This window comes from Bacillus sp. Leaf49 (assembly GCF_001426125.1).
In the GTDB taxonomy this organism is placed as follows: domain Bacteria; phylum Bacillota; class Bacilli; order Bacillales; family Bacillaceae; genus Bacillus; species Bacillus altitudinis.
Window position 1 is genome coordinate 109,439 of sequence record NZ_LMRK01000021.1, and the last position, 25,713, is coordinate 135,151.

The 25,713-nt window shown below is 40.5% G+C and carries 26 protein-coding genes and 2 riboswitches; of the genes, 7 read left to right on the forward strand and 19 right to left on the reverse strand.

The window, feature by feature from the left end:
* Positions 1 to 10: 10 nt before the first annotated feature.
* The 4 genes from queE to ASG46_RS13685 all read right to left on the reverse strand — a co-directional run bounded on the left by queE (position 11) and on the right by ASG46_RS13685 (position 3,150).
* Positions 11 to 742: a 7-carboxy-7-deazaguanine synthase QueE gene (queE, locus tag ASG46_RS13670; RefSeq protein ID WP_024719652.1), complete on the reverse strand. Its 732-nt coding sequence runs from the start codon at positions 740 to 742 to the stop codon at positions 11 to 13.
* Positions 735 to 1,175 (reverse strand): 6-carboxytetrahydropterin synthase QueD, encoded by a 441-nt coding sequence (gene queD / locus ASG46_RS13675; protein ID WP_024719651.1) that lies wholly within the window; start codon positions 1,173 to 1,175, stop codon positions 735 to 737. The genes queE and queD overlap by 8 nt, the downstream gene beginning before the upstream one ends.
* Positions 1,176 to 1,832, reverse strand: a complete 657-nt coding sequence (gene queC / locus ASG46_RS13680) for a 7-cyano-7-deazaguanine synthase QueC (protein ID WP_008348090.1) — start codon at positions 1,830 to 1,832, stop codon at positions 1,176 to 1,178.
* 158 nt (positions 1,833 to 1,990) lie between these two features.
* A riboswitch (PreQ1 riboswitch) is annotated at positions 1,991 to 2,035 on the reverse strand.
* A 71-nt stretch (positions 2,036 to 2,106) separates the two neighbouring features.
* A complete protein-coding gene (locus ASG46_RS13685) occupies positions 2,107 to 3,150 on the reverse strand; it encodes a YkvI family membrane protein (RefSeq protein WP_048003074.1) in 1,044 nt (347 codons plus the stop codon).
* Positions 3,151 to 3,395: 245 nt separating this feature from the next.
* Here ASG46_RS13685 and ASG46_RS13690 point away from each other — a divergent pair, with 245 nt between their 5' ends.
* The 3 genes from ASG46_RS13690 to motB all read left to right on the forward strand — a co-directional run bounded on the left by ASG46_RS13690 (position 3,396) and on the right by motB (position 7,620).
* Positions 3,396 to 5,501: an ATP-dependent Clp protease ATP-binding subunit gene (locus tag ASG46_RS13690; RefSeq protein WP_056704851.1), complete on the forward strand. Its 2,106-nt coding sequence runs from the start codon at positions 3,396 to 3,398 to the stop codon at positions 5,499 to 5,501.
* 564 nt (positions 5,502 to 6,065) lie between these two features.
* Positions 6,066 to 6,860, forward strand: coding sequence for a flagellar motor stator protein MotA (gene motA, locus ASG46_RS13695; protein WP_008346088.1), 795 nt, complete (start codon positions 6,066 to 6,068; stop codon positions 6,858 to 6,860).
* Complete coding sequence (gene motB, locus ASG46_RS13700) at positions 6,853 to 7,620, forward strand: flagellar motor protein MotB (protein WP_019743067.1); 768 nt, start codon at positions 6,853 to 6,855, stop codon at positions 7,618 to 7,620. Before motA ends, motB begins: the two co-directional genes overlap by 8 nt.
* 179 nt (positions 7,621 to 7,799) lie before the next feature.
* Here the strand turns inward: motB and ASG46_RS13705 are convergent, their stop codons facing one another.
* Complete coding sequence (locus ASG46_RS13705) at positions 7,800 to 8,255, reverse strand: MarR family winged helix-turn-helix transcriptional regulator (RefSeq protein ID WP_003211701.1); 456 nt, start codon at positions 8,253 to 8,255, stop codon at positions 7,800 to 7,802.
* 204 nt (positions 8,256 to 8,459) lie between these two features.
* On the opposite strand from ASG46_RS13705, the gene ASG46_RS13710 reads away from it, so the two are divergent.
* Positions 8,460 to 9,959 carry an ATP-binding protein gene (locus tag ASG46_RS13710; RefSeq protein WP_008346092.1) on the forward strand — a complete coding sequence of 500 codons (1,500 nt, stop codon included), beginning with the start codon at positions 8,460 to 8,462 and terminating at the stop codon, positions 9,957 to 9,959.
* Between the two features lie 51 nt (positions 9,960 to 10,010).
* On the opposite strand, the gene ASG46_RS13715 is transcribed toward ASG46_RS13710, so the two are convergent.
* The 6 genes from ASG46_RS13715 to ASG46_RS13740 all read right to left on the reverse strand — a co-directional run bounded on the left by ASG46_RS13715 (position 10,011) and on the right by ASG46_RS13740 (position 15,047).
* A complete protein-coding gene (locus tag ASG46_RS13715; RefSeq protein ID WP_008346101.1) occupies positions 10,011 to 10,253 on the reverse strand; it encodes an aspartyl-phosphate phosphatase Spo0E family protein in 243 nt (80 codons plus the stop codon).
* Positions 10,254 to 10,554: 301 nt separating this feature from the next.
* A complete protein-coding gene (locus ASG46_RS13720; RefSeq protein ID WP_008346104.1) occupies positions 10,555 to 11,085 on the reverse strand; it encodes a 1,2-dihydroxy-3-keto-5-methylthiopentene dioxygenase in 531 nt (176 codons plus the stop codon).
* A gap of 16 nt (positions 11,086 to 11,101) precedes the next feature.
* On the reverse strand, positions 11,102 to 11,734 hold the full coding sequence (locus ASG46_RS13725; protein ID WP_048002296.1) for a methylthioribulose 1-phosphate dehydratase: 633 nt from the start codon (positions 11,732 to 11,734) through the stop codon (positions 11,102 to 11,104).
* Positions 11,698 to 12,393, reverse strand: a complete 696-nt coding sequence (locus tag ASG46_RS13730; protein WP_017367123.1) for a 2-hydroxy-3-keto-5-methylthiopentenyl-1-phosphate phosphatase — start codon at positions 12,391 to 12,393, stop codon at positions 11,698 to 11,700. The genes ASG46_RS13725 and ASG46_RS13730 overlap by 37 nt, the downstream gene beginning before the upstream one ends.
* Positions 12,394 to 13,611 (reverse strand): 2,3-diketo-5-methylthiopentyl-1-phosphate enolase, encoded by a 1,218-nt coding sequence (mtnW, locus tag ASG46_RS13735; protein ID WP_056704853.1) that lies wholly within the window; start codon positions 13,609 to 13,611, stop codon positions 12,394 to 12,396.
* A 99-nt stretch (positions 13,612 to 13,710) separates the two neighbouring features.
* Positions 13,711 to 13,812, reverse strand: a riboswitch (SAM riboswitch).
* Positions 13,813 to 13,856: 44 nt separating this feature from the next.
* On the reverse strand, positions 13,857 to 15,047 hold the full coding sequence (locus ASG46_RS13740) for a pyridoxal phosphate-dependent aminotransferase (protein WP_046343376.1): 1,191 nt from the start codon (positions 15,045 to 15,047) through the stop codon (positions 13,857 to 13,859).
* A 406-nt stretch (positions 15,048 to 15,453) separates the two neighbouring features.
* Here ASG46_RS13740 and mtnK point away from each other — a divergent pair, with 406 nt between their 5' ends.
* On the forward strand, positions 15,454 to 16,647 hold the full coding sequence (gene mtnK, locus ASG46_RS13745; protein WP_056704854.1) for an S-methyl-5-thioribose kinase: 1,194 nt from the start codon (positions 15,454 to 15,456) through the stop codon (positions 16,645 to 16,647).
* Between the two features lie 6 nt (positions 16,648 to 16,653).
* A complete protein-coding gene (mtnA, locus tag ASG46_RS13750; RefSeq protein WP_017367119.1) occupies positions 16,654 to 17,715 on the forward strand; it encodes an S-methyl-5-thioribose-1-phosphate isomerase in 1,062 nt (353 codons plus the stop codon).
* Positions 17,716 to 17,739: 24 nt separating this feature from the next.
* Here mtnA and ASG46_RS21470 read toward each other — a convergent pair whose 3' ends face one another.
* The 3 genes from ASG46_RS21470 to ASG46_RS13760 all read right to left on the reverse strand — a co-directional run bounded on the left by ASG46_RS21470 (position 17,740) and on the right by ASG46_RS13760 (position 20,652).
* On the reverse strand, positions 17,740 to 17,874 hold the full coding sequence (locus ASG46_RS21470) for a hypothetical protein (protein WP_017359454.1): 135 nt from the start codon (positions 17,872 to 17,874) through the stop codon (positions 17,740 to 17,742).
* 89 nt (positions 17,875 to 17,963) lie between these two features.
* Entirely contained in the window at positions 17,964 to 18,455 is a 492-nt protein-coding gene (locus ASG46_RS13755) for a methylated-DNA--[protein]-cysteine S-methyltransferase (protein WP_017359455.1), read from the reverse strand.
* A 1-nt stretch (position 18,456) separates the two neighbouring features.
* Positions 18,457 to 20,652 (reverse strand): PAS domain-containing sensor histidine kinase, encoded by a 2,196-nt coding sequence (locus tag ASG46_RS13760; RefSeq protein WP_019743075.1) that lies wholly within the window; start codon positions 20,650 to 20,652, stop codon positions 18,457 to 18,459.
* Positions 20,653 to 20,945: 293 nt separating this feature from the next.
* On the opposite strand from ASG46_RS13760, the gene ASG46_RS13765 reads away from it, so the two are divergent.
* Positions 20,946 to 21,965, forward strand: a complete 1,020-nt coding sequence (locus ASG46_RS13765) for an acyltransferase family protein (RefSeq protein WP_017367116.1) — start codon at positions 20,946 to 20,948, stop codon at positions 21,963 to 21,965.
* Between the two features lie 34 nt (positions 21,966 to 21,999).
* On the opposite strand, the gene ASG46_RS13770 is transcribed toward ASG46_RS13765, so the two are convergent.
* The 5 genes from ASG46_RS13770 to htpX form a co-directional block, all read right to left on the reverse strand.
* The gene (locus tag ASG46_RS13770; RefSeq protein ID WP_035392274.1) at positions 22,000 to 22,182 is read right to left on the reverse strand and encodes a hypothetical protein; all 183 of its coding nucleotides are present in this window, start codon (positions 22,180 to 22,182) and stop codon (positions 22,000 to 22,002) included.
* Positions 22,175 to 22,339, reverse strand: coding sequence for a hypothetical protein (locus ASG46_RS21145; protein ID WP_008346124.1), 165 nt, complete (start codon positions 22,337 to 22,339; stop codon positions 22,175 to 22,177). Before ASG46_RS21145 ends, ASG46_RS13770 begins: the two co-directional genes overlap by 8 nt.
* Positions 22,336 to 22,863 (reverse strand): DUF421 domain-containing protein, encoded by a 528-nt coding sequence (locus ASG46_RS13775; protein ID WP_019743078.1) that lies wholly within the window; start codon positions 22,861 to 22,863, stop codon positions 22,336 to 22,338. The genes ASG46_RS21145 and ASG46_RS13775 overlap by 4 nt, the downstream gene beginning before the upstream one ends.
* A 301-nt stretch (positions 22,864 to 23,164) precedes the next feature.
* Positions 23,165 to 24,511, reverse strand: coding sequence for a TrkH family potassium uptake protein (locus ASG46_RS13780; protein ID WP_007498761.1), 1,347 nt, complete (start codon positions 24,509 to 24,511; stop codon positions 23,165 to 23,167).
* A gap of 143 nt (positions 24,512 to 24,654) precedes the next feature.
* Positions 24,655 to 25,554 (reverse strand): protease HtpX, encoded by a 900-nt coding sequence (htpX, locus tag ASG46_RS13785; protein WP_056704857.1) that lies wholly within the window; start codon positions 25,552 to 25,554, stop codon positions 24,655 to 24,657.
* Positions 25,555 to 25,713 lie beyond the last annotated feature (159 nt).

The following is a 25,713-nucleotide window of genomic DNA, read 5'->3' on the forward strand; positions in this document are numbered from 1 at the left end:
CTCTTCCTTTCTATACGCCTCGTTTATTTCCCCACAATAGCGTGTGCAGCTGTGGTAAGACTCTCACACGATTCAAATCAGGATCTTGCGCTACTTGATCTACAAGCATTTCGTATTTCTTTAATAAGTGCGTTAATAAGTACGCATCATCAGCTGTCGTCGTATCATCATTTCCAACTTGCAAATAAAAGGGGAGTTCTGGGTATTTCGCATGAACATCCTTTGCATAGGCTAGATCAAGATCATCAAAGATCACGACCTTCAGGCTTGCATGTTGCAATCTGTTTCCATTTTTCAATTCATCTATGATACGTGTAAGTTTCGTAAAATCGGTTTTCATATTTGAACTTGGTGGTTTTGGAGAAATGGTTAAATCATCTATCTTCAAAAACCAATCTTGATACATCGTTCCCTGCGTTTCAAGCGCCGTATCAATTCCTTCTTCATGCAATAAATCAATAAGTGATTCCATTTGTTTTAAAAGCGCAGGATTCCCACCTGAAATGGTGACATGAGAAAAAGCCTTTCCACCTATTCTCTTCAGCTCTTTTACAATGTCCTCTGCCTGAAGCCACTGAATATCATGCTTAGCTGATCCATCCCATGTAAAAGATGAATCACACCAGCTGCAAGAGTAGTCACAGCCAGCCGTTCTGACAAACATGGTTTTTTGGCCAATAACCATTCCTTCTCCTTGAATGGTTGGACCAAAGATTTCTAAGACAGGAATCGCTTTAGTCATTGAGCTCAACTCGTTTCGGACGGTAAATGCAGTAGCTTGTTGGTGTCTCTCTGACAAAAACTTGAACACATACTGGTTTGTTCGCTAAAGTCGTTAAATATGCGGCCACTTTATCATACACAGTCTTTGCGACAACCTCAGTGGTTGGCATCGCATATGGATCATTCGATGAGAATTCTTCATGGTCATTGAGCAGTGTATGGTCGTACTGTCCATGAATGAGTTTTTTTAGCGTGCTAAAATTCACAAGGAAACCTGAATCATCTAGATGATCTCCTGCAATCGTAATGTTAATCGTATACGTATGACCATGTACGCGGCTACAAGCGCCAGCATCTTCTCTCGGGATAAAATGGGCTGCCGATACATGCATATCTTTATTTAATTCAAACGAAAATGGATGATTCGTCTGTGGATAGATTTGAGAAAGCATTTAGTTCGCCTCCTTCATGTCCATATAAGTGTCATAGCCATTTTTCCGAAGCTTACATGCAGGACATTCCCCGCAGCCATCAGAAATGATGCCATTATAGCAAGTGAGCGTTTCATTTTTCACAAAATCTAGCGCATTCAGTTCATCAGCCAGCTTCCACGTTTCAGCTTTATTCAGCCACATGAGCGGCGTATGGATGACAAATGGTTTTTCCATTGCCAAATTCACCGTGACGTTACAAGATTTCACAAACTCATCTCGGCAATCTGGGTAGCCGCTAAAGTCTGTCTCGCACACACCCGTGATAATATGACGTGCTCCAATTTGATACGCAAGAATGGATGCAAAGGATAAGAAAACTAAGTTTCTCCCCGGAACAAATGTGGAAGGCAGTTCTCCTTCTTTTTCTTCAATATCAATGTCATCTCTTGTTAAGGCATTGGGTGCAAGCTGATTTAAAAGAGACATATCTAATAGATGATTTTTCACACCTAGCTTGTCAGCAATTCTTTTGGCGACATCAATTTCTTCTTGATGACGCTGATTATAATGAAAGGTTACCGTTTCAACCTCTTTAAATTGTTGAAGTGCCCATAGTAAACATGTCGTACTGTCCTGTCCCCCGCTAAAGACAACGACCGCTTTTTCATTTTTCATTTTTCCTTTTCCTCCTTTTGCAGACCCGTACCACCGCACAAAGCTGCATCTGAAAGGTTCATGAAAACCCCTATTTTCTCAAAAGAAAAGACACCTTTACATGTGTATGAGGTGTCCCAGCCATAAAAAATAAAAAATGCCACATCCAAGGATACGGCAAGTCCTTAGTTTTTTATAGAGGGTTTTGCTAGAACCTCTCCCGTTTTCACGGATTTTTGTTCAATTTTCACAGAGGATAGTGTACCACATAATTGGTGTACAAGCTATCCCTTCTTTACTTATCACCTGATGCAGGCACTTTTTTCAGACAAAGGAAGAGGATAAAAAAGATACTGACATAGCCAAAAACAGGGTAAACCGTTGAAATGAGTGTGCCGTATCCAATTTTACTGATCACATAACAGCAAAGAAGAATAAAGGATATCGTATACGTACTGTTCAATCGGATATACACCCTCACTTGTCTTTCGAGACCGTATAAATTCCCTATAACGGATGTAAAGACTTCACCGAAGATCACGAATAAATAGATGAGATGAATGGAGTTTGCGACTTGATACACCACTTGAGCCATCGGGATATCATACGCCTCCAGCATTTCTAATGAAGAAAGGGATAAAAAGCAGGCGAGCAGAATGAGTGTCAACATCAGACCTCCAAGCACCGCTCCCTTTTTTATAACGGCTTCGGATGTCATTTCGTTTGCGACCGGCACTAATACGGCTTGAGACAGCGCTAAATTAAATGCACCATATGAAATCGCAGACAACATCCATTCGCCCTCTCCCATTTGCAGCCCCAGAACGTGGCTTTCACCGCTACTAAACACAAATGAGTCTAGAAACACAATCAGCGAAAAGAAAATCAGCATTGGAACGACAAGTACATTGACACCAAATAACCCTTTTGAACCTTTAAAAAGGACAATGACACTTAAAATAATCGTTAAAAAAATACCATATTCTTTTGAGATGCCAAGTTGTTCTTCAAAAATAGCGCCTGCTCCAGAAATCATCACTGACGTCACACCTAGTAATATAAAAAACATGACGATGTTAATATATCGACTCGCAGCAGCTCCAAATAAAAACCGATTCATATCTTGATAAGACTCCGCTTCAATTCGTTTGGAAATCAGCATCATTTTTGCGCCAAGGCCGGTAAAAATAACACCGCTAATCAAAATCCCGATCAATCCAATCCAGCCAAAACGAACAAAAAATTCTACGATTTCTTTTCCTGTCGCAAACCCAGCTCCAACCACTGTTCCTACATATACAAAGGCAAGCTGAAAAGCGGATTCATTTGAACGTTTCATATGACCCCTCCGCACCCATCACTTTCGATTGTCTCTTTTTTATCCTATGAGACAAGTTCCTTGAAAAGAAGGACAAACCATGATTAAATGCAAAAAAGGCTTTTTCATTCAGCGATGAGCAAAACAGTTGAAAGTCAAAATAGGTCAGAGTATACTATAGTCAAAGATGGTCAAACAACAGACCATTTTATTTAACATTCATTGGTCAAATAAAGTCAAACTTTATTTTAAGGAGGTCATGGCTCATGCGTTGTCAACATTGTCAAGTAAATGAAGCAACGATTCGCCTGAATATGCAAGTAAATTCGTCCCGTAGCCAAATGGTTTTATGTGAAGACTGCTATACCTCTTTGATGGAACAGTCAAAAATGAAAATGGGTCCTAACCTTTTCGGAGGCGGTTCATTCTTCTCTGAGCAAGCAGGACATGCGACGAGCCAAGAGCGGCCTAAACAAAAAGGCTTACTCGATGAGCTTGGCCGGAACTTAACGGATGGCGCACATGCTGGTTTAATCGATCCTGTCATTGGCCGTGATGAAGAAGTCACAAGAGTCATTGAGATTTTAAATAGAAGAAATAAAAACAATCCTGTCCTCATTGGTGAACCTGGTGTTGGTAAAACGGCCATAGCCGAAGGACTAGCACTAAAAATTGCAAATGGAGATGTACCAAATAAATTAAAGAACAAACAAGTTTATTTATTAGATGTCTCTTCACTTGTGGCAAACACAGGTGTACGTGGTCAATTTGAAGAACGGATGAAGCAATTAATTAAAGAATTGCAAAGCCGTAAAAATATCATCTTATTCGTTGATGAAATTCATCTTCTTGTAGGCGCAGGCTCTGCCGAAGGGTCAATGGATGCCGGAAACATTTTGAAACCAGCTTTAGCTCGAGGGGAACTGCAGCTAGTAGGTGCGACAACATTAAAAGAGTATCGTCAGATTGAAAAAGATGCTGCCCTTGAACGCAGGTTCCAGCCTGTCATCGTTGATGAGCCAACACAGGATGAAGCATTCGAGATCTTAAAAGGCATTCAGGATAAGTATGAAGCCTATCATGGCGTCACCTATTCTGACGAATCCATTAAAGCGTGTGTTCAATTATCTTCGCGGTATATTCAAGACCGCCACTTGCCAGATAAAGCCATTGATTTAATGGATGAAGCAGGTTCAAAAGCGAATCTCTCCATTGATGCAGCAAGTGAAGATGAATTAACAAACCGTCTTGCGCAAATTGCCGCTGAAAAACAAGCCGCTTTAAATGAAGAACGCTATGAAAAAGCAGCGAAGCTTCGAGACGAAGAAGAAGCGATTGAAGCGAGATTGCAAAACAAAACAAATGACAAAGAACATGTCGTCACAGCTGAGGACATTCAGTCGATTGTAGAACAAAAAACAGGTATCCCTGTCGGCAAACTACAAGCAGACGAACAAACAAAAATGAAAGAAATTGATGTCCGCTTAAAAGCCCGCGTCATTGGTCAGGAACATGCGGTTGAAAAAGTGGCGAAAGCCGTAAAAAGAAGCAGAGCCGGCTTAAAATCAAAACATAGACCAACTGGCTCCTTCCTTTTCGTTGGGCCAACAGGCGTCGGGAAAACCGAATTGTCTAAAACATTAGCGGAAGAATTATTTGGCTCAAAAGAAGCGATCATTCGTTTAGATATGAGTGAGTACATGGAGAAACATTCCGTGTCCAAAATCATCGGTTCTCCTCCTGGTTACGTTGGACATGATGAAGCCGGACAGCTCACGGAAAAGGTTCGCAGAAAACCATACAGCATCATTTTGCTCGATGAAATCGAAAAAGCGCACCCTGATGTCCAGCATATGTTCCTTCAAATCATGGAAGATGGCCGGCTAACAGACAGCCAAGGCAGAACCGTCAGCTTTAAAGACACAGTCATCATTATGACAAGTAACGCTGGCAGCACAGATAAAAAAGCAGTCAAAGTCGGATTCCAGTCTGAACAAGAAGAAGCCATCGAAGAACAATCATTGATTGATTCACTGAGCGCTTATTTCAAACCGGAATTCTTGAACCGTTTTGACAGCATCATTCAGTTTGATTCATTAGATAAAGACGATTTAGTCAAAATTGTGGATCTTCTGCTCAAAGATTTGTCAGAGCAGTTAAAAGAACAAAATCTAACTGTTCACGTCACAAACGAAGCGAAAGAAAAAATCGCTGAACTTGGTTACCATCCAGCATTTGGGGCTCGTCCGTTACGAAGAACGATTCAAGAGCATGTTGAAGATCAAATGACGGACATCTTGCTTGAAGAAGAAAAACTTACTGGATTTACAGTCGATGTTGAACATGACGAAATTGTTGTGAAAAAGAGCTAAGTACATCCTAAGGAGGATCTTCAGCTCCATCATGTGGCAGTGTCTAAATTCCATCTGAGCGCCGACGCTCCCCCGCCTCTTTTCCTTTACGATAAAAGAAAAAGAGGTGGATCACATGGATCACATGATCAATTGGAACTACGATTTGATCAAAATCATACATGAAGAAAAATTAAAAGAATTGCTCTTAGATGAAACAGCTCAAAAAAGATGAAGTTTCCAGATTGTTGACAAAGAGCTAAAATGAACTTGATTTTAGCCCTTTGTTTTCTTTTCAGCGTGATAGAAAACCTTTGCAGCCCTAGGAAGGACGAGTACTGGCGCGGAGCGAATGTAACATTCGTGAGCACCAGCACGCAAGACTGACAAAGAATGCGAGGGTTTGCCTACACGCTGAAAACTCCCTTTTATATGAGGGAGTTTTCTTTTTTTACGGCTTCCAGAAAGCGCTTTTGTCAAAATTTCTTCACATAAACTGTCTTAATTTTATATTCTGACTAAAACCCTTCTAGAAGACACCGATATTAACTATAGAAAAAGATAGTTAAAGGATTTGGTGAGATAATGGACAAAACATCGTTAATTGGTATTATTTTAGCATTTATTGCACTGAGTGTCGGTATGGTTTTGAAAGGTGTGAGTCTAACCGCTCTTATCAACCCGGCGGCTATATTGATCATTGTGGTTGGGACAATTTCAGCTGTTGTCATTGCCTTCCCATCTAGTGAAATTAAGAAAACACCAAAATTATTCGGCAAAATTTTCAAAGATAGCAAGCTTCCAACAATACAAGAGATGATTCCTCTATTTTCAAACTGGGCACAAATTGCTCGTCGTGAAGGTCTTTTGGCATTAGAGGCAAATCTTGAGGAAGTCGATGACGATTTCCTAAAGAACGGCTTAAGCATGGCAGTTGACGGTCAAAGTGCTGAATTTATTCGCGACGTCTTAACAGAAGAAGTCGATGCCATGTCGGAGAGACATCAGTCAGGCGCATTAATCTTTACACAAGCTGGTACATACGCTCCGACTCTAGGGGTACTTGGTGCCGTTGTCGGACTTATTGCCGCACTTGCAAACATGGGAGACATTGAAGCACTTGGACATGCGATCAGTGCTGCCTTCGTCGCCACACTGCTTGGGATTTTTACAGGGTATGTGTTGTGGCATCCATTTGCCAACAAGCTGAAGCGTAAATCAAAGGAAGAAGTAAAGCTTCGTCTCATTATGATTGAAGGGATTCTTTCTGTCCTTGAAGGCCAGTCTCCAAAGGTCATTGAGCAAAAACTTCTGATGTACTTACCAGCAAAAGAACGTGCAAATCTTGTCATTGAAGAAGGAGAAAAACAGAATGGCTAGGAAACGTAAAAACCATGATCATGAAGACCATGTAGATGAGTCTTGGCTGATCCCTTACGCCGATCTTCTTACGCTTCTTCTCGCCCTCTTCATTGTGCTGTTTGCATCTAGCTCCATTGATGCGGCAAAATATGAACAGATGGCTAAATCGTTTAATGTTGTCTTTACTGGCGGCACTGGCGTAATGGACCAATCAAGCATGCAGAGCACCGAAGAAACAGAAAACAGCAATCAAACCAAAAAATCCGCAGAAGATGAAGAAGAAGAAGCAAAAGCGAAAGCTCGTGACCAAGCGGTTTTAACAAAGGTTAAAAAGCAAGTAGATTCATTCATTGCGGATAAAAAACTTGGTTCGAAGCTTGAAACAAAGCTGACGGATGAAGGTCTGCTTATTACAATTGAAGACAGCATCTTCTTTGATTCTGGGCGAGCGGTGATCCGCTCGCAGGATGTTCCGTTAGCCAAAGAAATATCAAAACTGCTCGTCATTAACCCTGCTCGTGATATCGTCATTAGCGGACATACAGATAACGTTCCGATTCGGAATTCTGAATTTGAATCCAACTGGTATTTAAGCGCCATTCGTGCGGTCAACTTTTTAAATATTCTCCTTGAAAACAGCAACCTAGACCAAGAGAACTTTAGCACAAAAGGTTACGGTGAATTTAAACCGATTGCATCTAACGATACCGCAGAAGGCAGAAGTAAAAACAGACGCGTCGAAGTTCTTATTTTGCCAATTGAGAAAAAAGCAAAATAAATAGGAAGCCAGCAGCTTCCTTTCAGATCATGACAAAGGGCTAAAATAATGTTTATTTTAGTCCTTTGTCTTTCTTATGAGCGCGTTTGAAAGCTCTTGTCGTTTATCGGTGCGCAGGACTGACACCATATGCGAGGATTACTCTACATACTAAAAAGGAAGCCAACGGCTTCCTTTGTTTATTCTTTATGATCATATAAATGCTTGGCACGCAGCCCTACATGTTTGAGCATATCGATACAGGCATCCTTCTCCTCTTCACTAAGCACACTGATCATCTCGTGAATCTCTTTTGCATGATCTGGGAAGATGTCATCAAGCAAAGCTCTTCCCTGCTCCGTAATATGTGCAAATGTCACCCTGCGGTCTTCTGCACAAGCTTTCCGGCTAAGGAGTTCTTTTTTCTCCAATTTATCAACCACATACGTGATGCTTCCGCTTGCGAGTAAGATCTTATCACCTATTTGCTGAAGCGGCTGATCACCTTTATGATACAGCAATTCTAATACAGCAAATTCAGTCGGATTCAGACCGTGCTTCACAATATGTTTGTTCATGTGGTGATTAATGGAGCGATAGGCACGTGATAGTACAATAAATAATTTCAAAGATTTCTCAACATTATGATTTTCCATTTTTTATCATCCTTTATGAAATGCAACCCACTAATGTGACATTAATAAACAATAAGTAAAATGTCAACATGTTGAACCATTTTTAGCATGAAAAAGAGACCAGAACGAATCACCTAATTTTTTAAAAATCTCACAAGTCATCGTAATAAAGATAGGTTCAATGCTATAATAAGTCTATTAGGTAATACGTTGGAGCGATGAATCATGAGTATACTGAAAGGGTTTTGGAAGAAGATCAAGCTTTACCTTATTTTGGTCGTGATTCCAACCCTCATCATTAGTTATTTTATCTACGAAAAAGAAACTGAGAAAATTGATGTAAAAAACAAACAAACCGCTACACTTATGTTAAATATTCACAAAAACCAAATGAATTATTTAATCAGTGAAACAGAAGCAAGATTAACTTCCCTTGCCATGGGATTTGACCAGCCGCTTGAAACGAAAAGAGTACAAAACATCCTAGAGAAAATCTATAAACAAGAACCTCGTTTTTCAGGCCTGTATCTCCTAGACCAAAAAGGAAATGTCACAGCCAGCACCACACCATTAAAGGAAAAAATCAACCTGTCATTTAGAGATTACTTTAAACGTATTCAAGTCACAAAACAGACCGTCATCACAGATAACTATGTAAGCCGCATTACTAAGCAGCGGATTCTCTCCATTTGTGTCCCTGTTTTGAATGAAAACGACGAAGTCACGGATGTGCTAGTCGCTGCGATTCAAATTGATTATTTAAGAAATATTATGAATGTATTAAACCCAGAGCTTCATTTTAAGATGCTGAATCAAAATGGAGACGTTGTGTTTACAAGTGGTCCACAGCCAGCATCTGAAAGTGATAGCACCGTGTCTACATATTTAGATGAAAACAGCTGGAAGCTGGAGGTTTTTCCGCAGCGTGCGACAACAAGTGAAGTACTGTCTGTGATGCTGTTTCCTTTATCCAGTGCATTTATTCTCTTAAATATCTTATTCACACTCGTCCAATATATCATTTTAAGACGACAAACCCAGCAGGAACGCCACCAAAATGAAGCACAAAAACTTGAACTCATTGGAACACTCGCAGCAAGTACAGCGCATGAAATTCGCAATCCATTAACAGGCATTAGCGGGTTTATTCAACTTTTGCAAAAGAAGTATCGTTCAGAAGAGGATCAGCTTTATTTTTCTGTCATCGAGGAAGAAATTAAACGGATTAATCAAATCGTCAGTGAGTTTCTTGTGCTAGGAAAACCAACGGCTGAAAAGTGGCAAAATAATTCTGTGAAAGAAATTGTCAGTGAAATCATGCCAATTGTATTTTCTGAGGCGAACCTTTATAACGTCGAGGTTGATTTGCAAATCAATACCATTCAAGATGTTGGCGTGTATTGCACGAAGGATCACATTAAACAAGTGGTATTGAATGTAGCGAAAAACTCGTTAGAAGCGATGCCAAATGGCGGTCATTTGAAGATTGTCATTGAGGCTGAAAAAGAACAGGTCATCATAAAAGTGAAAGATACAGGTGAAGGTATACCAGAAGAGATGCTGAAACATATCTTCCTCCCTTTTATTACGTCGAAGGAAAAAGGAACAGGTCTTGGGCTTGTTGTGTGTAAACGAATCATTTCGATGTATGGGGGGACAATCGATATCGAGAGCGAAGTGAATAAAGGAACAACCGTGATCATCATGCTCCCTTCTGCACACTAATAGCTGAAGCATTCATCCGGTTTTGCTAATGGCAAGACCGGTTTTTTGATGTCAATAAGAAGGACGATTGACAGAAAGGAGACTCATTTGTGATACAAGATCATGAAAGGAAGCAACAGATTGTTGTTCATGAAAAAGAAGATACTGATACTCATTCATCAGGTTGTCCAGTTCTTGACTATATTTAATTGTCGTCTCACCTGTATAGCCTTCTACTTGAGCAGCTTCTACCATTTGTCTTCTCTTTTCATCAATTGACATTAATAGCTGTTCTTTCCGTACATAAATATTCATGATCTCAGCTCCCGCTCTGAATTCGTCTGTCTACGCTCTAAATGATCCGACACCAAAATTATACTTTATTTGTAAATTAAATTAAATATGCTTATTTTATTTAATTTTTTACAGCCTAAAGACCTTTTACCCAATGAATTCTGGGGGTAAACTTCAAAATTGGACAGGACTGACACATTGATTAAACAGAATTTTATCCTATGCAGAAGACCAAAATCAACTATTTTCTCTCTCATTTTATGTCTATTTTCCTAAAAAAAAGCTGATCTTCCGCCTCATGCGAAATGATCAGCTCCCACTATTAAACCGTTTCTTCTTCGTAAATTGGCACCCAGCCCTCAGTTGTGACAAATATGCGAACGGCGACGACTTGACGATCTTCTTGAAGTGTAAAGTAGTGACGAATATTCGGAGGCACAGAAATTAAATCACCTGGATTCAGTCTCACATCAAAAAAGACGCCGTCTTTGCCTTGAATGGCAAAGATTCCATGACCGCTCACGATAAATCTGACTTCATCATCCGTATGATGATGCTCACGTTTAAAGTTTTGAAGCAGTTCATCAAGGTTAGGGGTCGCATCTGATAATGAAATCACATCCTGCGCTTTGTATCCTCTTCGCTCGGAAATACTCTTTATTTCCTCTTGAAACACAGTTAAAATTTCTTCCTTTTCATCATCTGTTAAATCGTACTTTTCTGATAACTGTTTTGGTAGTTTTTCAATATCCCAATGTTCATAAATGACCCCTTGCTGTTCTAAATACGCCCGGACCTCTTGTTCGTTCTCAAGTAACGTGTTCTCTTCATTATGAATGTAAATGGTCGCCATGTGTGTTTCCTCCTTTTTATTTAACAAGCTGCTTTTGATAAAGCGCTACTTTCAAATGATAGGTAAATAAAAATTCATAAGCCTCTAAGACTCGTTTGGCTTCAAATGCGGTTTTCCCCCAAACGGTGATGCCATGATTACGAATGAGTACAGCACCAGCATCGTCCGTCAGGTGCACTGCAAATTGCTCTGCAAGGTGCGGAATATGAGCTGGGTTTTCAATAATAGGAACAGCAACTTCTGCATCCTCTTCCCAATAACCAAGCGCTTTAATGATTTCGTTGCCTTTAAAACGAATTTCTCCTTTATCGCCATACAGCTCAGAAATGACATTGTTATCGATCGTGTGGACGTGAAGACAACATCCTGCTTTCGTCCGCTCATAAACGTATGTGTGAAGCAGTGTTTCAGCTGATGGCCTGAGCGGCTGATTCGGATGAACCGGCTGACCTGCTGCATCAACAAGAACAAAATCTTCATCGGTTTCTTTTCGTTTATCTTTGCCGCTTGCCGTCACCAAAAACGTGATAGGATCATCCGACACTTTTATCGATAAATTGCCGCTCGTTCCGTAAAACCAGTCTCTTTGTGCCAATTCACGTTTGACGTCTGCTAGTTCCTTCCAGCGTTTACTCTTCTCGTCTGCCATTCCTTCACTTCCTTTATTTGATCAAATTGCGCTTTAAGATCAACAAATGTTTCATACTCTTTATGTACGAGCCCTAGCTCTTTACATTCGTTCAGTAAATAATCACGCGCAAACGTGAGATCCGCATGTTTCGCTGCCTCAATATCAGTCACTGAATCACCAATCATGATAATAAAGTCATCTTCCTGCGTCAGCTCTCGAATAATGGAAGGCTTGCAGCAGCCACAGCCATTTTGGCATTCTGAATCACAGGCATGCGGCCATTCAATTTGAATATGGTCTTCTTTAAATGATGCATGGTTACAATAAATATTCTCTTGTTCGACAATCCCTTCAAGGATGGGATAGACAAAAAAGTCCATACCGCCGCTGAGTACATAGAAAGGAATGTCTGCTTTTTTGACATCATCGACAAATTGTTCAAATCCTTCACGAATCTCTGTATCCTCTAAAATAAATGACCGAATGGCTTCTTTCTGATCACTCGTCAGTAACTGAAACATCTGCCCGACGCCTTCTTGGATCGTGATCTCTTTTGCTAGAACACCATCCTTCCATTTCGTCCATTCTTTTGGAGCAAACTGCTTCATGATGCGAATGATATTATCATTTTTCGTAATCGTGCCATCAAAATCACAACATACAATTGGTTTTTTCATTTATTCTGCTACCCTTCCCCAAAGATCAAGTGCTGCTTGTAAGTCTTGACAAGTTGATGCTTTTTCTTCGATAGACTCTTTTTTGACCACCGCATCAATGATCGAACGAAAGGCTTTCCCTCCTCCGATTGCTCCCCGCGGATGTCCGTGAATTCCCCCGCCTGCATTAATGACATGATCAAGTCCAAAATCTTTGATTAAGATCGGCACCATTCCCGGGTGAATGCCTGCTGAAGGAACAGGAAATGTTTGTTGAACTGTATCCTCTTTCACACATGCTTCGAAAATGCCCATGGCATCTTTTTTCGGAAGGGCGACTGATCCATAAGGAGAGGGAAAAAGACTTAAATCAGCGCCAGCATATCGATTTAATTTGCCTAAAAGAAGAGAATGCGAGAATCCATAGTCTGGAGAGGATGTCATTGCACCGCTCACTGCCGGATGTGCCATGATCGGCAATGGGATCTCTGGATCTTCAGCCAAGCTTTGCATGACATCAAGTCCATAGGCAAAAACGTTGAATAATAGCGCATCAGCCCCGAGTTCGGCTGCCTTTCTTGCTCGATCTTTCAAATCAAAAGTTCTACCAGTTAAATTAACAGCATAAAGCGTGCGATGTCCTGTCTCTTCATATGTTTCTTTTAATATCTTTTTTCCTTCCTTGATTCGATCTTCAAAAGGGGCTAATGGGCTTTCAAATAAAATCTCATCATCTTTGATGAAGTCTACTCCACCTAAAGCCTGTAAGCGGAGCTGTTCTTTTAAATCCTCCATATCACGACCGATCACGCCTTTAAATATACTCATCAATAGCGGCCGATCAAACACGCCTACTTTCTTTCGTATCCCCTCAATGCCAAATACCGGTCCTGGCAGACAGCTTTTAAACCTTTCCGAAAATTCGATATCGACGAGCTTTACTTTCCCATCCAGTGAAAGCTTTCCAAAAATCGTCGTCAACACCGCTGGTATATCAGCTGAAAAGTTCGCCTCAGGATAAGCAATGGTCACCTCTGATTGATACAGACCACCAATTGAGGGAGACTGTTCTTTTACGCTCACCACACGGCCTTTATGTTTTTTCAGCTGCTCCTTTTTGAGCTGCGGCAAGTCCGTCCATGACCCGACCGTTAACCCAAGTGCGATCTGCTCTGCTTTTCGGTCTATTTGTTCATCCTCTCGATGTGTTAGTACGTATGTTGCCAGTAGTTCACTCACTAGGAATCCCCTTTCGATTGCGTCCTGTATATGGTCAATAAAAAAACCTCTTTAAGTGCTTGATCAGCGCGTTAAAGAGGTTTCGTCTCATTCATCCGAATCTTATCTCTCAGCGCTTGCTGCAAGAATTAGCACCGTGCTTCATGGAAGTCGGTTGCCGGGCTTCATTGGGCTAGTCCCTCTGCCTACTCTTGATAAGAATATTCAATTTTCTTAAATATTGCCTGAATTATCGCACCATTTTTTTACGTTGTCAATGGCTTTTTTTCAAATAACTGCAAGGCAGCGATACGATCAGCTGCTTCCTTTAGCCGCTCCTCACTTGTTAAAAGTCCGACTCTGACGTAGCCTTCACCGTGAGCACCAAAGCCATTCCCGGGTGCAACAACAACATGTGCTTTTTCTAACAATACATCAGAAAAGGTTTCAGATGTATACCCTTCAGGCACCTTTAACCAAGCAAAAAACGAGCCCTTTGGCGCACTGACGTCCCAGCCAATCTCTTTGCATGCATCAATCCAAGTATTCCGTCTTTTTTCGTACCGATCATTTTGTAATTGAACACACGTTTGATCGCTTAAAAGTGCTTCTGCTGCTGCATCTTGAGTTGCTTTAAACAGTGACACAAACAGGTGATCCTGATAAAGCTCAATGGCTTCGATAACAGAGGCATTCCCTGCTGCAAAACCGACTCTCCAGCCAGCCATATTATACGTTTTGGACAATGTATAGATTTCAATACCCGTCTCTTTTGCTCCGTCTATTTGCAGGAAACTAAGGGGCTTTTCGCCGTCAAACCCTATGCCGCCATATGCAAAATCATGGACAACACACATCTTATTTTCACTCGCAAACGCAACAGTATCTTCAAAAAATGTCCGGGTTGCAGTCGCACCAGTTGGATTATTTGGATAATTTAAGTACATCAATTTTGCTTGATTCTTATCTTCCTCAGACAGTTGGTGGTAGTCAGGCAAAAAGTTATTTTGTTCAAGAAGAGGCATTGTGACCATGCGAGCTCCGGCAAGCACAGCGCCTGACCAGTAATCAGGATATCCTGGGTCTGGAACAAGCAGCGTATCACCTGGATTCAGTAAACATTGCGGCAATTCGACTAGTCCCGCTTTTCCTCCAAATAAGATGGCAATCTCTGTCTTTGGATCAAGCGTGACGCCATATTCTCTTTCATAAAAAGCAGCTGCGGCCTTTTTTAGTTTCGCTGTCCCGCGGAATGAGGAGTATTGATGATTTTCAGGTTTTGCTACCGCTTCCTGCATCGCTTTCACAATATGTGGAGGAGTGGGCTGATCAGGATTTCCTTGACCTAAATTAATCACATCTGCTCCTTCCTGCACTTTTTTCTGTACTTTTTGTACAAGCGACGCAAAAAATTGTTTCGGTAAATGTTTCAATACATCCGATTGCTGGAATTCCATTTTTTCACCTTCTATTCAAGTTACATGACAATACAATCACTGTAATGGATTGTTTTATGAATTGTAAAGCAATTTTGAAAAAAGATTGACATGTGAACTGCAGCTCTGATAATATCTAGAATTAAGAACTGCAAGCAGACATGAAACAATTACATATTGATTTCTCTTATCGAGAGTTGGGCGAGGGATTTGGCCTTTTGACCCCAACAGCAACCGACCGTTAATACCACTGTGAAGTGGGGCGCAGCAAGAACAGCGCCAAGACAATTCATTGTCTTATAGGGCACGGTGCTAATTCCATCAGACGTATGTGCTGAGAGATAAGAGAGGCTTCGAGCATACACGCCATCAAGCCTCTTTCTCTCAGGAGAAAGAGGCTTTTTTATATGATTTGGAGGGGAAGCAATTGGTTACACTTACGGCATCATATGAAGAATTAACAGAGAGTTCGGCAGTTGCATTAGCCATTAGACTTGGCTTGATTCAAGAGAGCAGTCATTTGACCTGTACTGAAATTGGCGACGGAAATTTAAATTACGTCTTTCATATTTATGATCACAAACAAGCAAAAGGACTGATTATCAAGCAGGCCCTTCCTTACGCAAAAGTCGTTGGAGAAAGCTGGCCGCTGACATTAGACCGTGCAAGAATTGAAAGTGCAGCACTCATCAAGCAGTCAGAGTATGCACCTCATCTCGTACCAGCCGTCTATTATTCGGATACAGCTCTTGCAGTGACGGCAATTGAGGATCTATCACACCTTGAAATCGTCAGAAAAGGGCTAATTGCCGGAAAACATTATCCGTATTTATCAGATCATGTCGGAGAATTTTTAGGCAAAACACTATTTTACACGTCTGACTTTGCCACAAATCCTAAAATCAAAAAACAATTCGTGAAGCAGTTTACGAACCCTGATCTTTGTGACATTACAGAGAAACTCGTCTTCACAGATCCTTTCTTTGACAGCGAAACGAATGACTTCGAAGAAGAATTAAGAGAAGAGGCACAAGCACTATGGGCTGATCTTGAACTGCAAGCAAAAGCAGCAGAATTGAAACGGATCTTCTTAACCTCTGCTGAAACACTGGTACATGGAGATCTTCATACAGGCAGTATTTTCGCAAACGAAACGGAAACGAAAATCATTGATCCAGAGTTCGCTTTTTACGGTCCTTTCGGATTCGATATCGGTCACTTTATTGCCAATCTGTTCATCAATGCTTTATCTCATGAGAATGAGCAGGATCAGCAGCACCTTTTTGATCATGTCGTCAATGTGTGGGCAACATTCAAAGAAGTGTTCACAAAAGCATGGAAAGAAGACAGTATTGAAGCGTTTAGTGTATCGGACAGCTTTTTAGAAACAACGTTTGACCGTATTTTAAAAGAAGCCACCGGCTTTGCTGGCTGTGAGCTTGTTCGCCGAACCATCGGTCTTGCGCATGCGGCTGATCTCGATGCGATTCCATCACATTCTAGAAGGCTTCAGCAGAAAAAAGCAGCACTTACACTAGGAAAAACATTGATCAAACAATATCATGCAGTGGAAACAGCGTCTGACCTCGTCGCATTATTCCAGCAAACTGTAAAGGAGTGACGAGTTTTGTCTAAAGAATTTGAAGTTCCCCGTTCCGTCGAATGGGAAGAAAACCGTATCAACATTTTGAATCAGCAAAAATTACCCGCTGAAACAGTGTTTGAGCATTTATATACAAAAGAAGATGTGTATGATGCCATTGTGACGCTAAAAGTGCGCGGAGCACCTGCTATTGGCATTACAGCGGCTTTTGGGCTTGCACTCAGTGCACAAGAGATTGATACAGAAGACATTGATCTCTTTAAGCGAGAAGTCGCTCGCCTGAAAGAATATTTAAACAGTGCTCGTCCAACCGCTGTGAACCTTGCCTGGGCATTAGACCGGCTTTATCAGCGCATTGAGCGTGCTGCTTCGGTGAATGCAGCCAAAACTGATCTTGTCCATGAAGCCATTCAAATTCAAATCGAAGATGAAGAAACATGCCGGCAAATCGGTCAAAATGCTCTTCAGCTCTTTAAATCTGGTGATCGAATTATGACCATTTGCAACGCAGGCTCCATTGCCACAAGCCGGTACGGAACAGCGCTTGCACCCTTTTATTTAGCGAAAAAGAAAAACCTCGATCTTCACATTTACGCATGTGAAACACGTCCTGTCCTTCAAGGCGCTCGTCTGACGACATGGGAATTAATGCAGGGCGGCGTAGATGTGACGCTTATCACGGATAATATGGCAGCCCATACGATGAAAGAAAAACAAATTTCTGCCGTTATTGTTGGTGCAGATCGAATCGCTAGAAACGGTGATACAGCAAATAAAATTGGAACGTTAAGTCTGGCTATTTTAGCTAAACACTTTCAAATTCCATTTTTTGTGGCAGCGCCTCTTTCGACCTTTGATGTGTCAACTCAGGATGGGTCAGATATTCCGATTGAAGAACGCGACCCGCAGGAAGTAAAGGAATTAAACGGCATCCAAATTGCGCCTCCTGACGTGCAGGTATTTAACCCTGCCTTTGATGTCACTCCTCATCACCTCATTTCCGGAATCATTACAGAAAAAGGCATTATCACTTCCAACTATACAGAAGAGATTGATGCACTATTCACCGAAAGCGTGTCACTTTAATCAAACAAAAGCGCGGGGTTCTTATCATTTAAGAGCACCGCGCTTTTTTGTTTCGTTCGTTTTTGCTAATATTTCTTTTTTCTGTTCTTCTGTCAACACGTTCATTTTGACACATAGTGATGTGACGGCGTACATTTTATCTTTCTTGCCCCATAACATGTTAGCTGCCTCCTTTTTCCCTAGACCAACTTTTTTAGCTTAATAAAAGGATATGTCGCTCACTAAACATTTGGAACAGGTCAATTCATTTATTTTTGAACAAATGGGATGCCTTCTAATTCTAACAGGATCGCTTTCATCCCTGTCTTCGTCCCTGCATAACCAGTCAGAGTCCTGTCTTTTCCAATGACCCGGTGACACGGGATAAAAATTGGCAATGCATTGCGCCTATTAGCTTGTCCAATGGCTCTGACAGCCTTTGGATTGCCGATCGCTTCTGCAATATCAGCATAGCTCTTTGATTCACCATACGGAATAGTAGAAAGTGCCTCCCACACTTGCTCTTGAAACGGAGAGCCTGCTTGCTTGAGCGGGAGATCGAACACTTTCCGATCGCCCTTAAAATATTCATCCAGCTGTTTTTTCGCTTCTTTTAATACAGGCGTGTCTTCTTGTTTAAAATGGTCTCTCTGTTCTTTGACCAAAAACGATTCATCATCAAACTTCACTTCAATGATGGCACCATCTTTCTCTAGTATGTATAATGCCCCGATTGGTGCGGTATAGACTGTATAATACACATTAAAGCTCCCCTTCTTGTTTCTGCTGCCGGAGTGGAAGCGTGAGATGGAACACTGTTCCGACCCCTTCTTCACTCTCTACTTCAATGGTTCCTTGATGCTCTTCAATAATTTTATAACTAACCATTAACCCAAGTCCAGTGCCTCTTTCTTTTGTTGTATAAAATGGTTCTCCGAGACGCTTTAGTTTATCCTCTGTCATGCCGCAGCCTTCATCACGAAGAGAAATCACAATGTGCTCCTCCCCCTTCCTTTGAATGCTCACGTAAACATTTCCTTTCTGAGGCATTACTTCAATCGCATTTTTTAAAATGTTAATAAAGACTTGCTTTAACTGATTTTGTTCACAGTAGATGAGCGGAATATCATCCAGCACATTTAAGTGCATTTGCACATTGCCAAGATTGGCCTGTGCGTGAAGAAGATCCATCGTGTCTTTGACAATTTGCACGACATTTTTTTCTTCATAAATGATGGCCTGCGGTTTCGCTAAAATCAAAAATTCTGTAATGATGGATTCGATTCTTTTTAGCTCTGATGTGATGACATTAAAATAGAGCGAATACTCCCCTTCAATGTTTCCTTTGAGCAGCTGAATGAAGCCTTTTAAAGCTGTCATTGGATTTCTAATTTCATGAGCAATTCCAGCGGCAAGCTCTCCGACAACATGAAGCGTATCCGATTTTCTTACCCGCTCCTCTAATTCCTTGCGTTCAGTCACATCTCTAAAGATGGCCAAATTCATGTTATGAATAATATTTCGTTTAAAAGAAAACTCCAAAATACGTTGATCTGGATGGTTCAGCACAAATGGAACTTCATTGTCCATCTCATCTAATGACATCGCCTGAGCTGGCTGCGCCAAATTTTCAATTTGATATGGTGCAAGGATATGAAAAAGGTTCATTTCCGTTAAGTGATCATCTTTGAGGCCAAGCAGTTCACTTGCGGAAGGATTCACATCAATAATCCGGTATTGATTATCGAAAAGAACAATGCCATCCATAGAGCCATTAAATACTTTACGGAATTTGAGCTCACTTTCTCGCAGCTCCTCTTCCATTCGCTTTCTGTCACTGACATTCCGTAAAATGGTTAAGTGCTGTCCTTCTAATACCGCATGCTTAGAGGTGAACTCAAGCTCTTTGAATTGGCCATTCGCCATTCTAAAGAGGAGTTCTTCTCTGATTTCAAGATTCCTTATATACCGTCTTCTTGTCGGCCGGTATCTGCGATCAGATTTGACTAGAAAATCCATGAGTTTCTTGCCAATCAGCTGATGCATCGGTAATTCGAAAATTCGGCAGGCTGATTCATTTGCCCTGACAATTTCTCCATCATCCGCCCAAATGATGATGGCATCCATCGCATTTTCGAATATTTCTCTAAAACGTTCTTCACTTTTTAGCAGCTTTTCTTCCATTAATCTTTTTTCTGTAATATCACGCATGATGGACATGTAAAAACCACTCATCACATTGGATGTGATGGTCAGTTCGAATAATTTGTGCTGCCCAGATTGAAGGGTAACAGGAAGTTCTCCCTTTGCTTTCCCTGTTTCTTTCAATGAAGTTAAGAGCTGCTGGAGCGCTGGAAGATTTTCTTCTTCAACAAATTCATTTAAGTAGCGGTCTGTTAAATCTGTTTTTTGAAGTTCAAAGCTCTGGCAAAAAGAGTGATTGGCGTCAATCATACAACCATCCTGATCAAAAATGACCATACCGTCAATCGCTCGATCAAATAAATCTTTAAACAGCTGCTCATTCATCGAGCGTTCTCGCTCTAATATTTTCTTTGAAGAAATATCACGCATGACGACAATATATTGTTGATTCACCACGTCGTGCTCTGCTGCAAATTCAATATATTTTGTCTCTCCATTTTCAAGTTGAATGGAGATCTCTCTTTTTAAAGTTCCTTTTCGAAAAAAAATCTCAAGTGAGCAGTCAATTTTGTTTTTCGGAATGCCGTATAGGAAATCTAGAACGGATTTATTGAGGAGGTCTTCTTTCGGTGTTTGGACAAGCCTGCATGTCGCTTCATTGGCTTGGATAATGTTGAGGTGCTGATCAAATATAAAAATGGCATCTAACGTCTTATTTAACAGCATTTTGTGCTGTATCAATTCATTTCGCAAATATTCGTTTTCTTTTTCTAATTTTCTGATATTTTTCGCACCATCGAGCGTTTCAGTCATTCTCTTACACTCCTTTTCCAGCCTCATTCCTCTACAATATTTCTACAAGATTTTCATTGTTCCTTCATTCGACTCATAAAAAAAGAGAACTTTTTACACGAGGCTTGCTTCATTTGTTTCATTTGGATGACACGATTGTATAACGATTCTCTTTTCTTACGCTTCTTTTACAACCGCTCTACAATTTCACATCAAATAGCGAAATGAGCCAATTTGTATTTTAAAATGGGGCAAATGAGGGAACAGTGCACTTAGAACGTTTATGTTCGAAATGAAGCAGGAAAGGTGATGTTATGACATCCACGAGAGACAGTTATTTTGATAATGCAAAATTTCTTCTGATTTTTCTAGTTGTTTTTGGTCATTTGTTACGGTCATTCATACATGATAATGACTGGATACTCTACTTATATAAATTTATTTATACATTCCATATGCCCGCTTTTATATTGGTGTCTGGCTTCTTTGCCAAAGGTTTTAGAAAACCAGGTTTTATGAAAAAAGTCGCTGTTAAGCTGATCATCCCATATTTGATTTTTCAGGTCATCTATTCTGTGTATTATTATTTCTTACAGGATCAAAGCATCTCTAACTTAAATCCGATTGATCCGCAATGGTCTTTATGGTTTTTAATCAGTTTATTCTTTTGGAACTTACTACTTATTCCTTTTTCAAAACTGCCATTCCACTGGGCAATGATCGTCAGTTTATCGATGGCGTTACTTGTCGGTTACGTGGACAGCATTAGCGATACACTCAGCCTATCTCGTACATTTGTCTTTTTGCCGATGTTTTTAGCTGGCTTTTATTTAAAAAAGCAGCACTTTGAATTTATCCGAACAAGCAAAGGGAAACTGACTGCACTTCTTGTACTGATGGCCGTGTTCATGTTTTGCTATTTTTATGAATTCGATTATTCCTTTTTATTTGGGTCACAGTCTTACGCTTCTCTTGGAGATGAAGGACTCATTGCAGCGATGAAACGAATGGTATGGTATTTACTTGCATTTGCTGCTACCTTTAGTTTCTTTGCATTAGTCCCAACACGCCGGTTCTTCTTTACCAAATGGGGCACAAGAACGCTTTATGTCTATTTACTTCATGGCTTTGTGATTAAGCTTTTAAGAACGACTTGGTTTGATGATTGGGCTCTAAATACGGCAAGTGTATTGATTCTATTGCTACTTACGGTCCTCTTAACCTTTACCCTATCTAGTACATTTGTTAAAACTGTTGCACAACCAGTCATCGAGCTCAAAATGACCAGTCTGATGCGAACCATTACTGGCAGACAAAACAGTTATATTAAATAGGAAAAACGATCCTGTGAGGATCGTTTTTTTCTATTTATTTTTTGTTTTTCTGTTCATTGTGACATTCATCGTTTTTTTTAGGCTTCATTAAAGTATCAATCCATTTACTGCTGTTTATATCTCCTAGCTCGCTGCCAAATTCCTCTTCCAAGATATCGGGGTTCATCGGTTTTTTATGGTCTTTCATGTCTTTACTTTTCACATGTTTTTTAGTCACGAGATGCTCCCCCCTGTTTACCTTGATGAGAATTTCGGTTCGCCTGGCGGTCTTCTGATTGCTCGTCAAATTGTGTTTGTCCTTGATCGTGTGCCATGCTTTCTGTAGGCGTCATATTATTCGTGAGTGCTTCATTTTTTGCTGTTTTTCTTTTCATCTGTCATCATTCCTTTTTAACATGTTTAGTTCTTCGCTCAATTGATCAAATAGCTCTTTCATTTGTTTGACTGTCACTGGTTTTTCCTCAGGCTTTAACTCATATCCAATTTGCCCATTCGCTTCTAGCGTTGCTTTTTTGAGACTGCTGATGTCTGTGATGCCCTGCTGCTTTAAGCGCATTTTGAATTGGTCCCTTGTCAGCCGCGTTTTTTTCAGCTTGTGATCAAGCATTTCTCCATCCTCTAAAATCACCACAGACTTCCCTGAAACCAACTTTTCAAAAAAATCAAATTGGATCGACAGCTTTTCCATAATCACAAGCGCCACAATAAAAATGGCGGCCGCATAAATGGTTTCAAGTAAATTATGCTCAATGAAGGGTTGGATAATAATCGATCCAATTGAAATCATGATGACTGTCTGTTGAACCGTTAATTGACTAATGGATTTAGGTCCTGCTATTCTCAGCAGCAAGGTACCAACGAGCAGCATTACAATTGCTTTCCATAACACATCCAGCACGTCTCTTTCACCTCTTACCTATAGATTGCGAACATCCCTTGTGATTTAGCCAGTTATATAATGGAAATAAAAAAACCAGCATTCAGTAGGAATGCTGGTCTGATTGTCGACAAAGAGTTAAAATGATCGTTATTTTAACTCTTTGTCTTCTTTTCAGCGTGATAGAAAGCCTTTGTAGCCCTAGGAAGGACGAGGACTGGCGCGGAGCGAATGTCACATTCGTGAGCACCAGCACGCAGGACTGACAAAGAATGCGAGGGTTTGTCTACACGCTGAAACCAGCATTCAGTAGGAATGCTGGTTAGCCGATGATCACACGCTCTTTCGGATAATGATAATTCGCTTCACTTTCCCGGCGGCCAATTAAATACAAGAAGCTTGGAATTCCAATCCGTCCTATAAACATGACGACCATAATAATACACTTACCAAATACGGACAAGTCAGACGTAATTCCGAGCGACAGTCCTGTTGTTCCGAAGGCAGAACAAACTTCAAATAAAGTTTCAAGAAGTGTATGATGGTCTGATAAAGTTAACAGAAACGTAGCACCAAACACTAAAATAAAGGCCATCATCGTCACCATGAGGGATTTATTAATATCCGCTTGATGAAGCTCTCTTTTAAAGATTTTAATGGACTTATTTCCTCTCGCAAAATGAAACAAAGCAAGTAAATTAAGGGCAAACGTGGTTGTCCGAATTCCGCCCCCTACCGAACTTGGAGATGCCCCGATAAACATCAGCAAACATAAAAATAACAGTGTCGGCTCTGTCAATTGCGTAATATCTAATGTCGAAAGCCCGCCACTTCTAGTAGCTGTTGATTGAAACAAAGAATAAAACAAGATTTCATGCCAGCTCTTCCCTAGAAAAGTGAAGCGGGCTTCAAGTGCATAAATCCCAATTGCCCCAACGACAACAAGAAGGCCAAACGTGATCGTGGTAATTTTCGTAAACAATGAAAACGATGCATGTTTTCGGTCTTGATTGAATAAATAATCCTTTACTTCGACAAGTACCGGAAAGCCAATAGCGCCAAAAATGATGAGCAGCATCGTAATAAATTGGACGAAATAGTCATCTTTATAAGGAATTAACGAATTTCCAGTAATATCAAATCCTCCATTGGTTGTGGCACTGATACTAGAGAAAAATCCGTGTAAAAAAGCACCTTGCACATCGTAATACTTTAGAAAATACATACTTAAAATCAGACCGCCTACAAACTCAATCAGTAAGATTAAATATAAGACCTGCTTCATGAGTTTTACAATTCCTGATAAGTTGCTCTGGTTTTGGTCTGCCATAATTAATTTTCTTTCTTTAATGCCGATCCTTTTTCGCATAACCAGCCAGACGAATGTACCAAGCGTCATAATGCCGATACCACCGATTTGCAAAACAAATGCAAGGATCCACATCCCGGTCACACTAAATGTTTGTGACGTATCGACAACAGTCAGACCCGTGACACTGACAGCACTCACAGCTGTAAACAGCGCATCAATAAATGTCCATTTGACTCCTTCTTGGTGAGCCACTGGCAGACTGAGTAGAATGAACGACACGGTCACAGCAAGAAAATAGTAAAGGGCAATCAGCTGAAAAGCCGACAGCCGGTCAATTAGTTTTTTCATTGGATTCATGGTTATTCCTTCTTTTATCTTTCTTTTCGAATACTTTATCATTTTAATGAAAAGAGAGAAGATTTTAAAGGTATTTTGTGCTTTATTTACTTTTTCATCAAAAAGAAAAAGACATCCTTACGCAGAATGTCTTTTGATCTTTCTTATTTTGCTTCTAGTCTTCTAATTCTTTCGTTTAAATCAGGGTGTGTTGAGAAAAGAGAAGCTTTTCTTTTACCACTGATTTTCAGTGTAGCAACAGCTGCTTGATCATCATCTTTGATTCTTGATGTATACGCCTCTAGTGAACGAAGCGCATGAATCATTTTATCTTTTCCTGCAAGGTCCGCACCGCCGCGGTCTGCATGGAATTCACGATGTCTAGAATATGCAAACACGACAAGGCTTCCTAAGATAGAGAAAATAATTTGGAAGACGATCACAGCGATAAAGTGAACAACTGGGACAAGCTCTTCACGTGGAACGAAACGACTTGCGATCCATGCCGCAATTCTTGAAAGGAAGACAACAAACGTGTTGACGATCCCTTGGAGTAACGTCATTGTAACCATGTCACCGTTCGCTACGTGAGCGACTTCGTGAGCGATAACCCCTTCAACTGCTGCATCATCCATTTCATGAAGCAATCCAGTTGATACGGCAACAAGCGATCTTCTTTTAGAAGGACCTGTCGCAAATGCATTTACTTCAGATGATTGGTAAATACCGACCTCAGGCATTTTAGAAAGGCCTGCTGCTCTTGATAGTCTGTGAACGCGGTCAACAAGCTGCTGCTCATCATATGTTAATGAATCCTTTTCTGGATTTAACACACGCACACCCATCATCATTTTTGCCATCCAGCGAGACATCGCTAGTGACATAAACGAGCCTACAAAACCAACAACTGCACTGAATACAAGAAGATAAAGGATATTAAGTCTTCCGTCTGCTCCTATATAAGAACCAACACCAGTTGCTGCACTAATAACCGATAGGACAATACCAATCGTAGTGATAACAAGAATGTTCGTTAATATAAACAGAAATATTCTTTTACCCATACATAACCTCCGCTGTCATATTAAGTTCATTTGAACTTATTAATAAAATTATAAAAATAAACGTCTCAAATTGCAAGGAAAAAGGAATCGTTTTCTATGTTTATCATACTGGCTAAAACCTCGTCATTTCAATGATTACGCTACTTGCATCCGCAAACA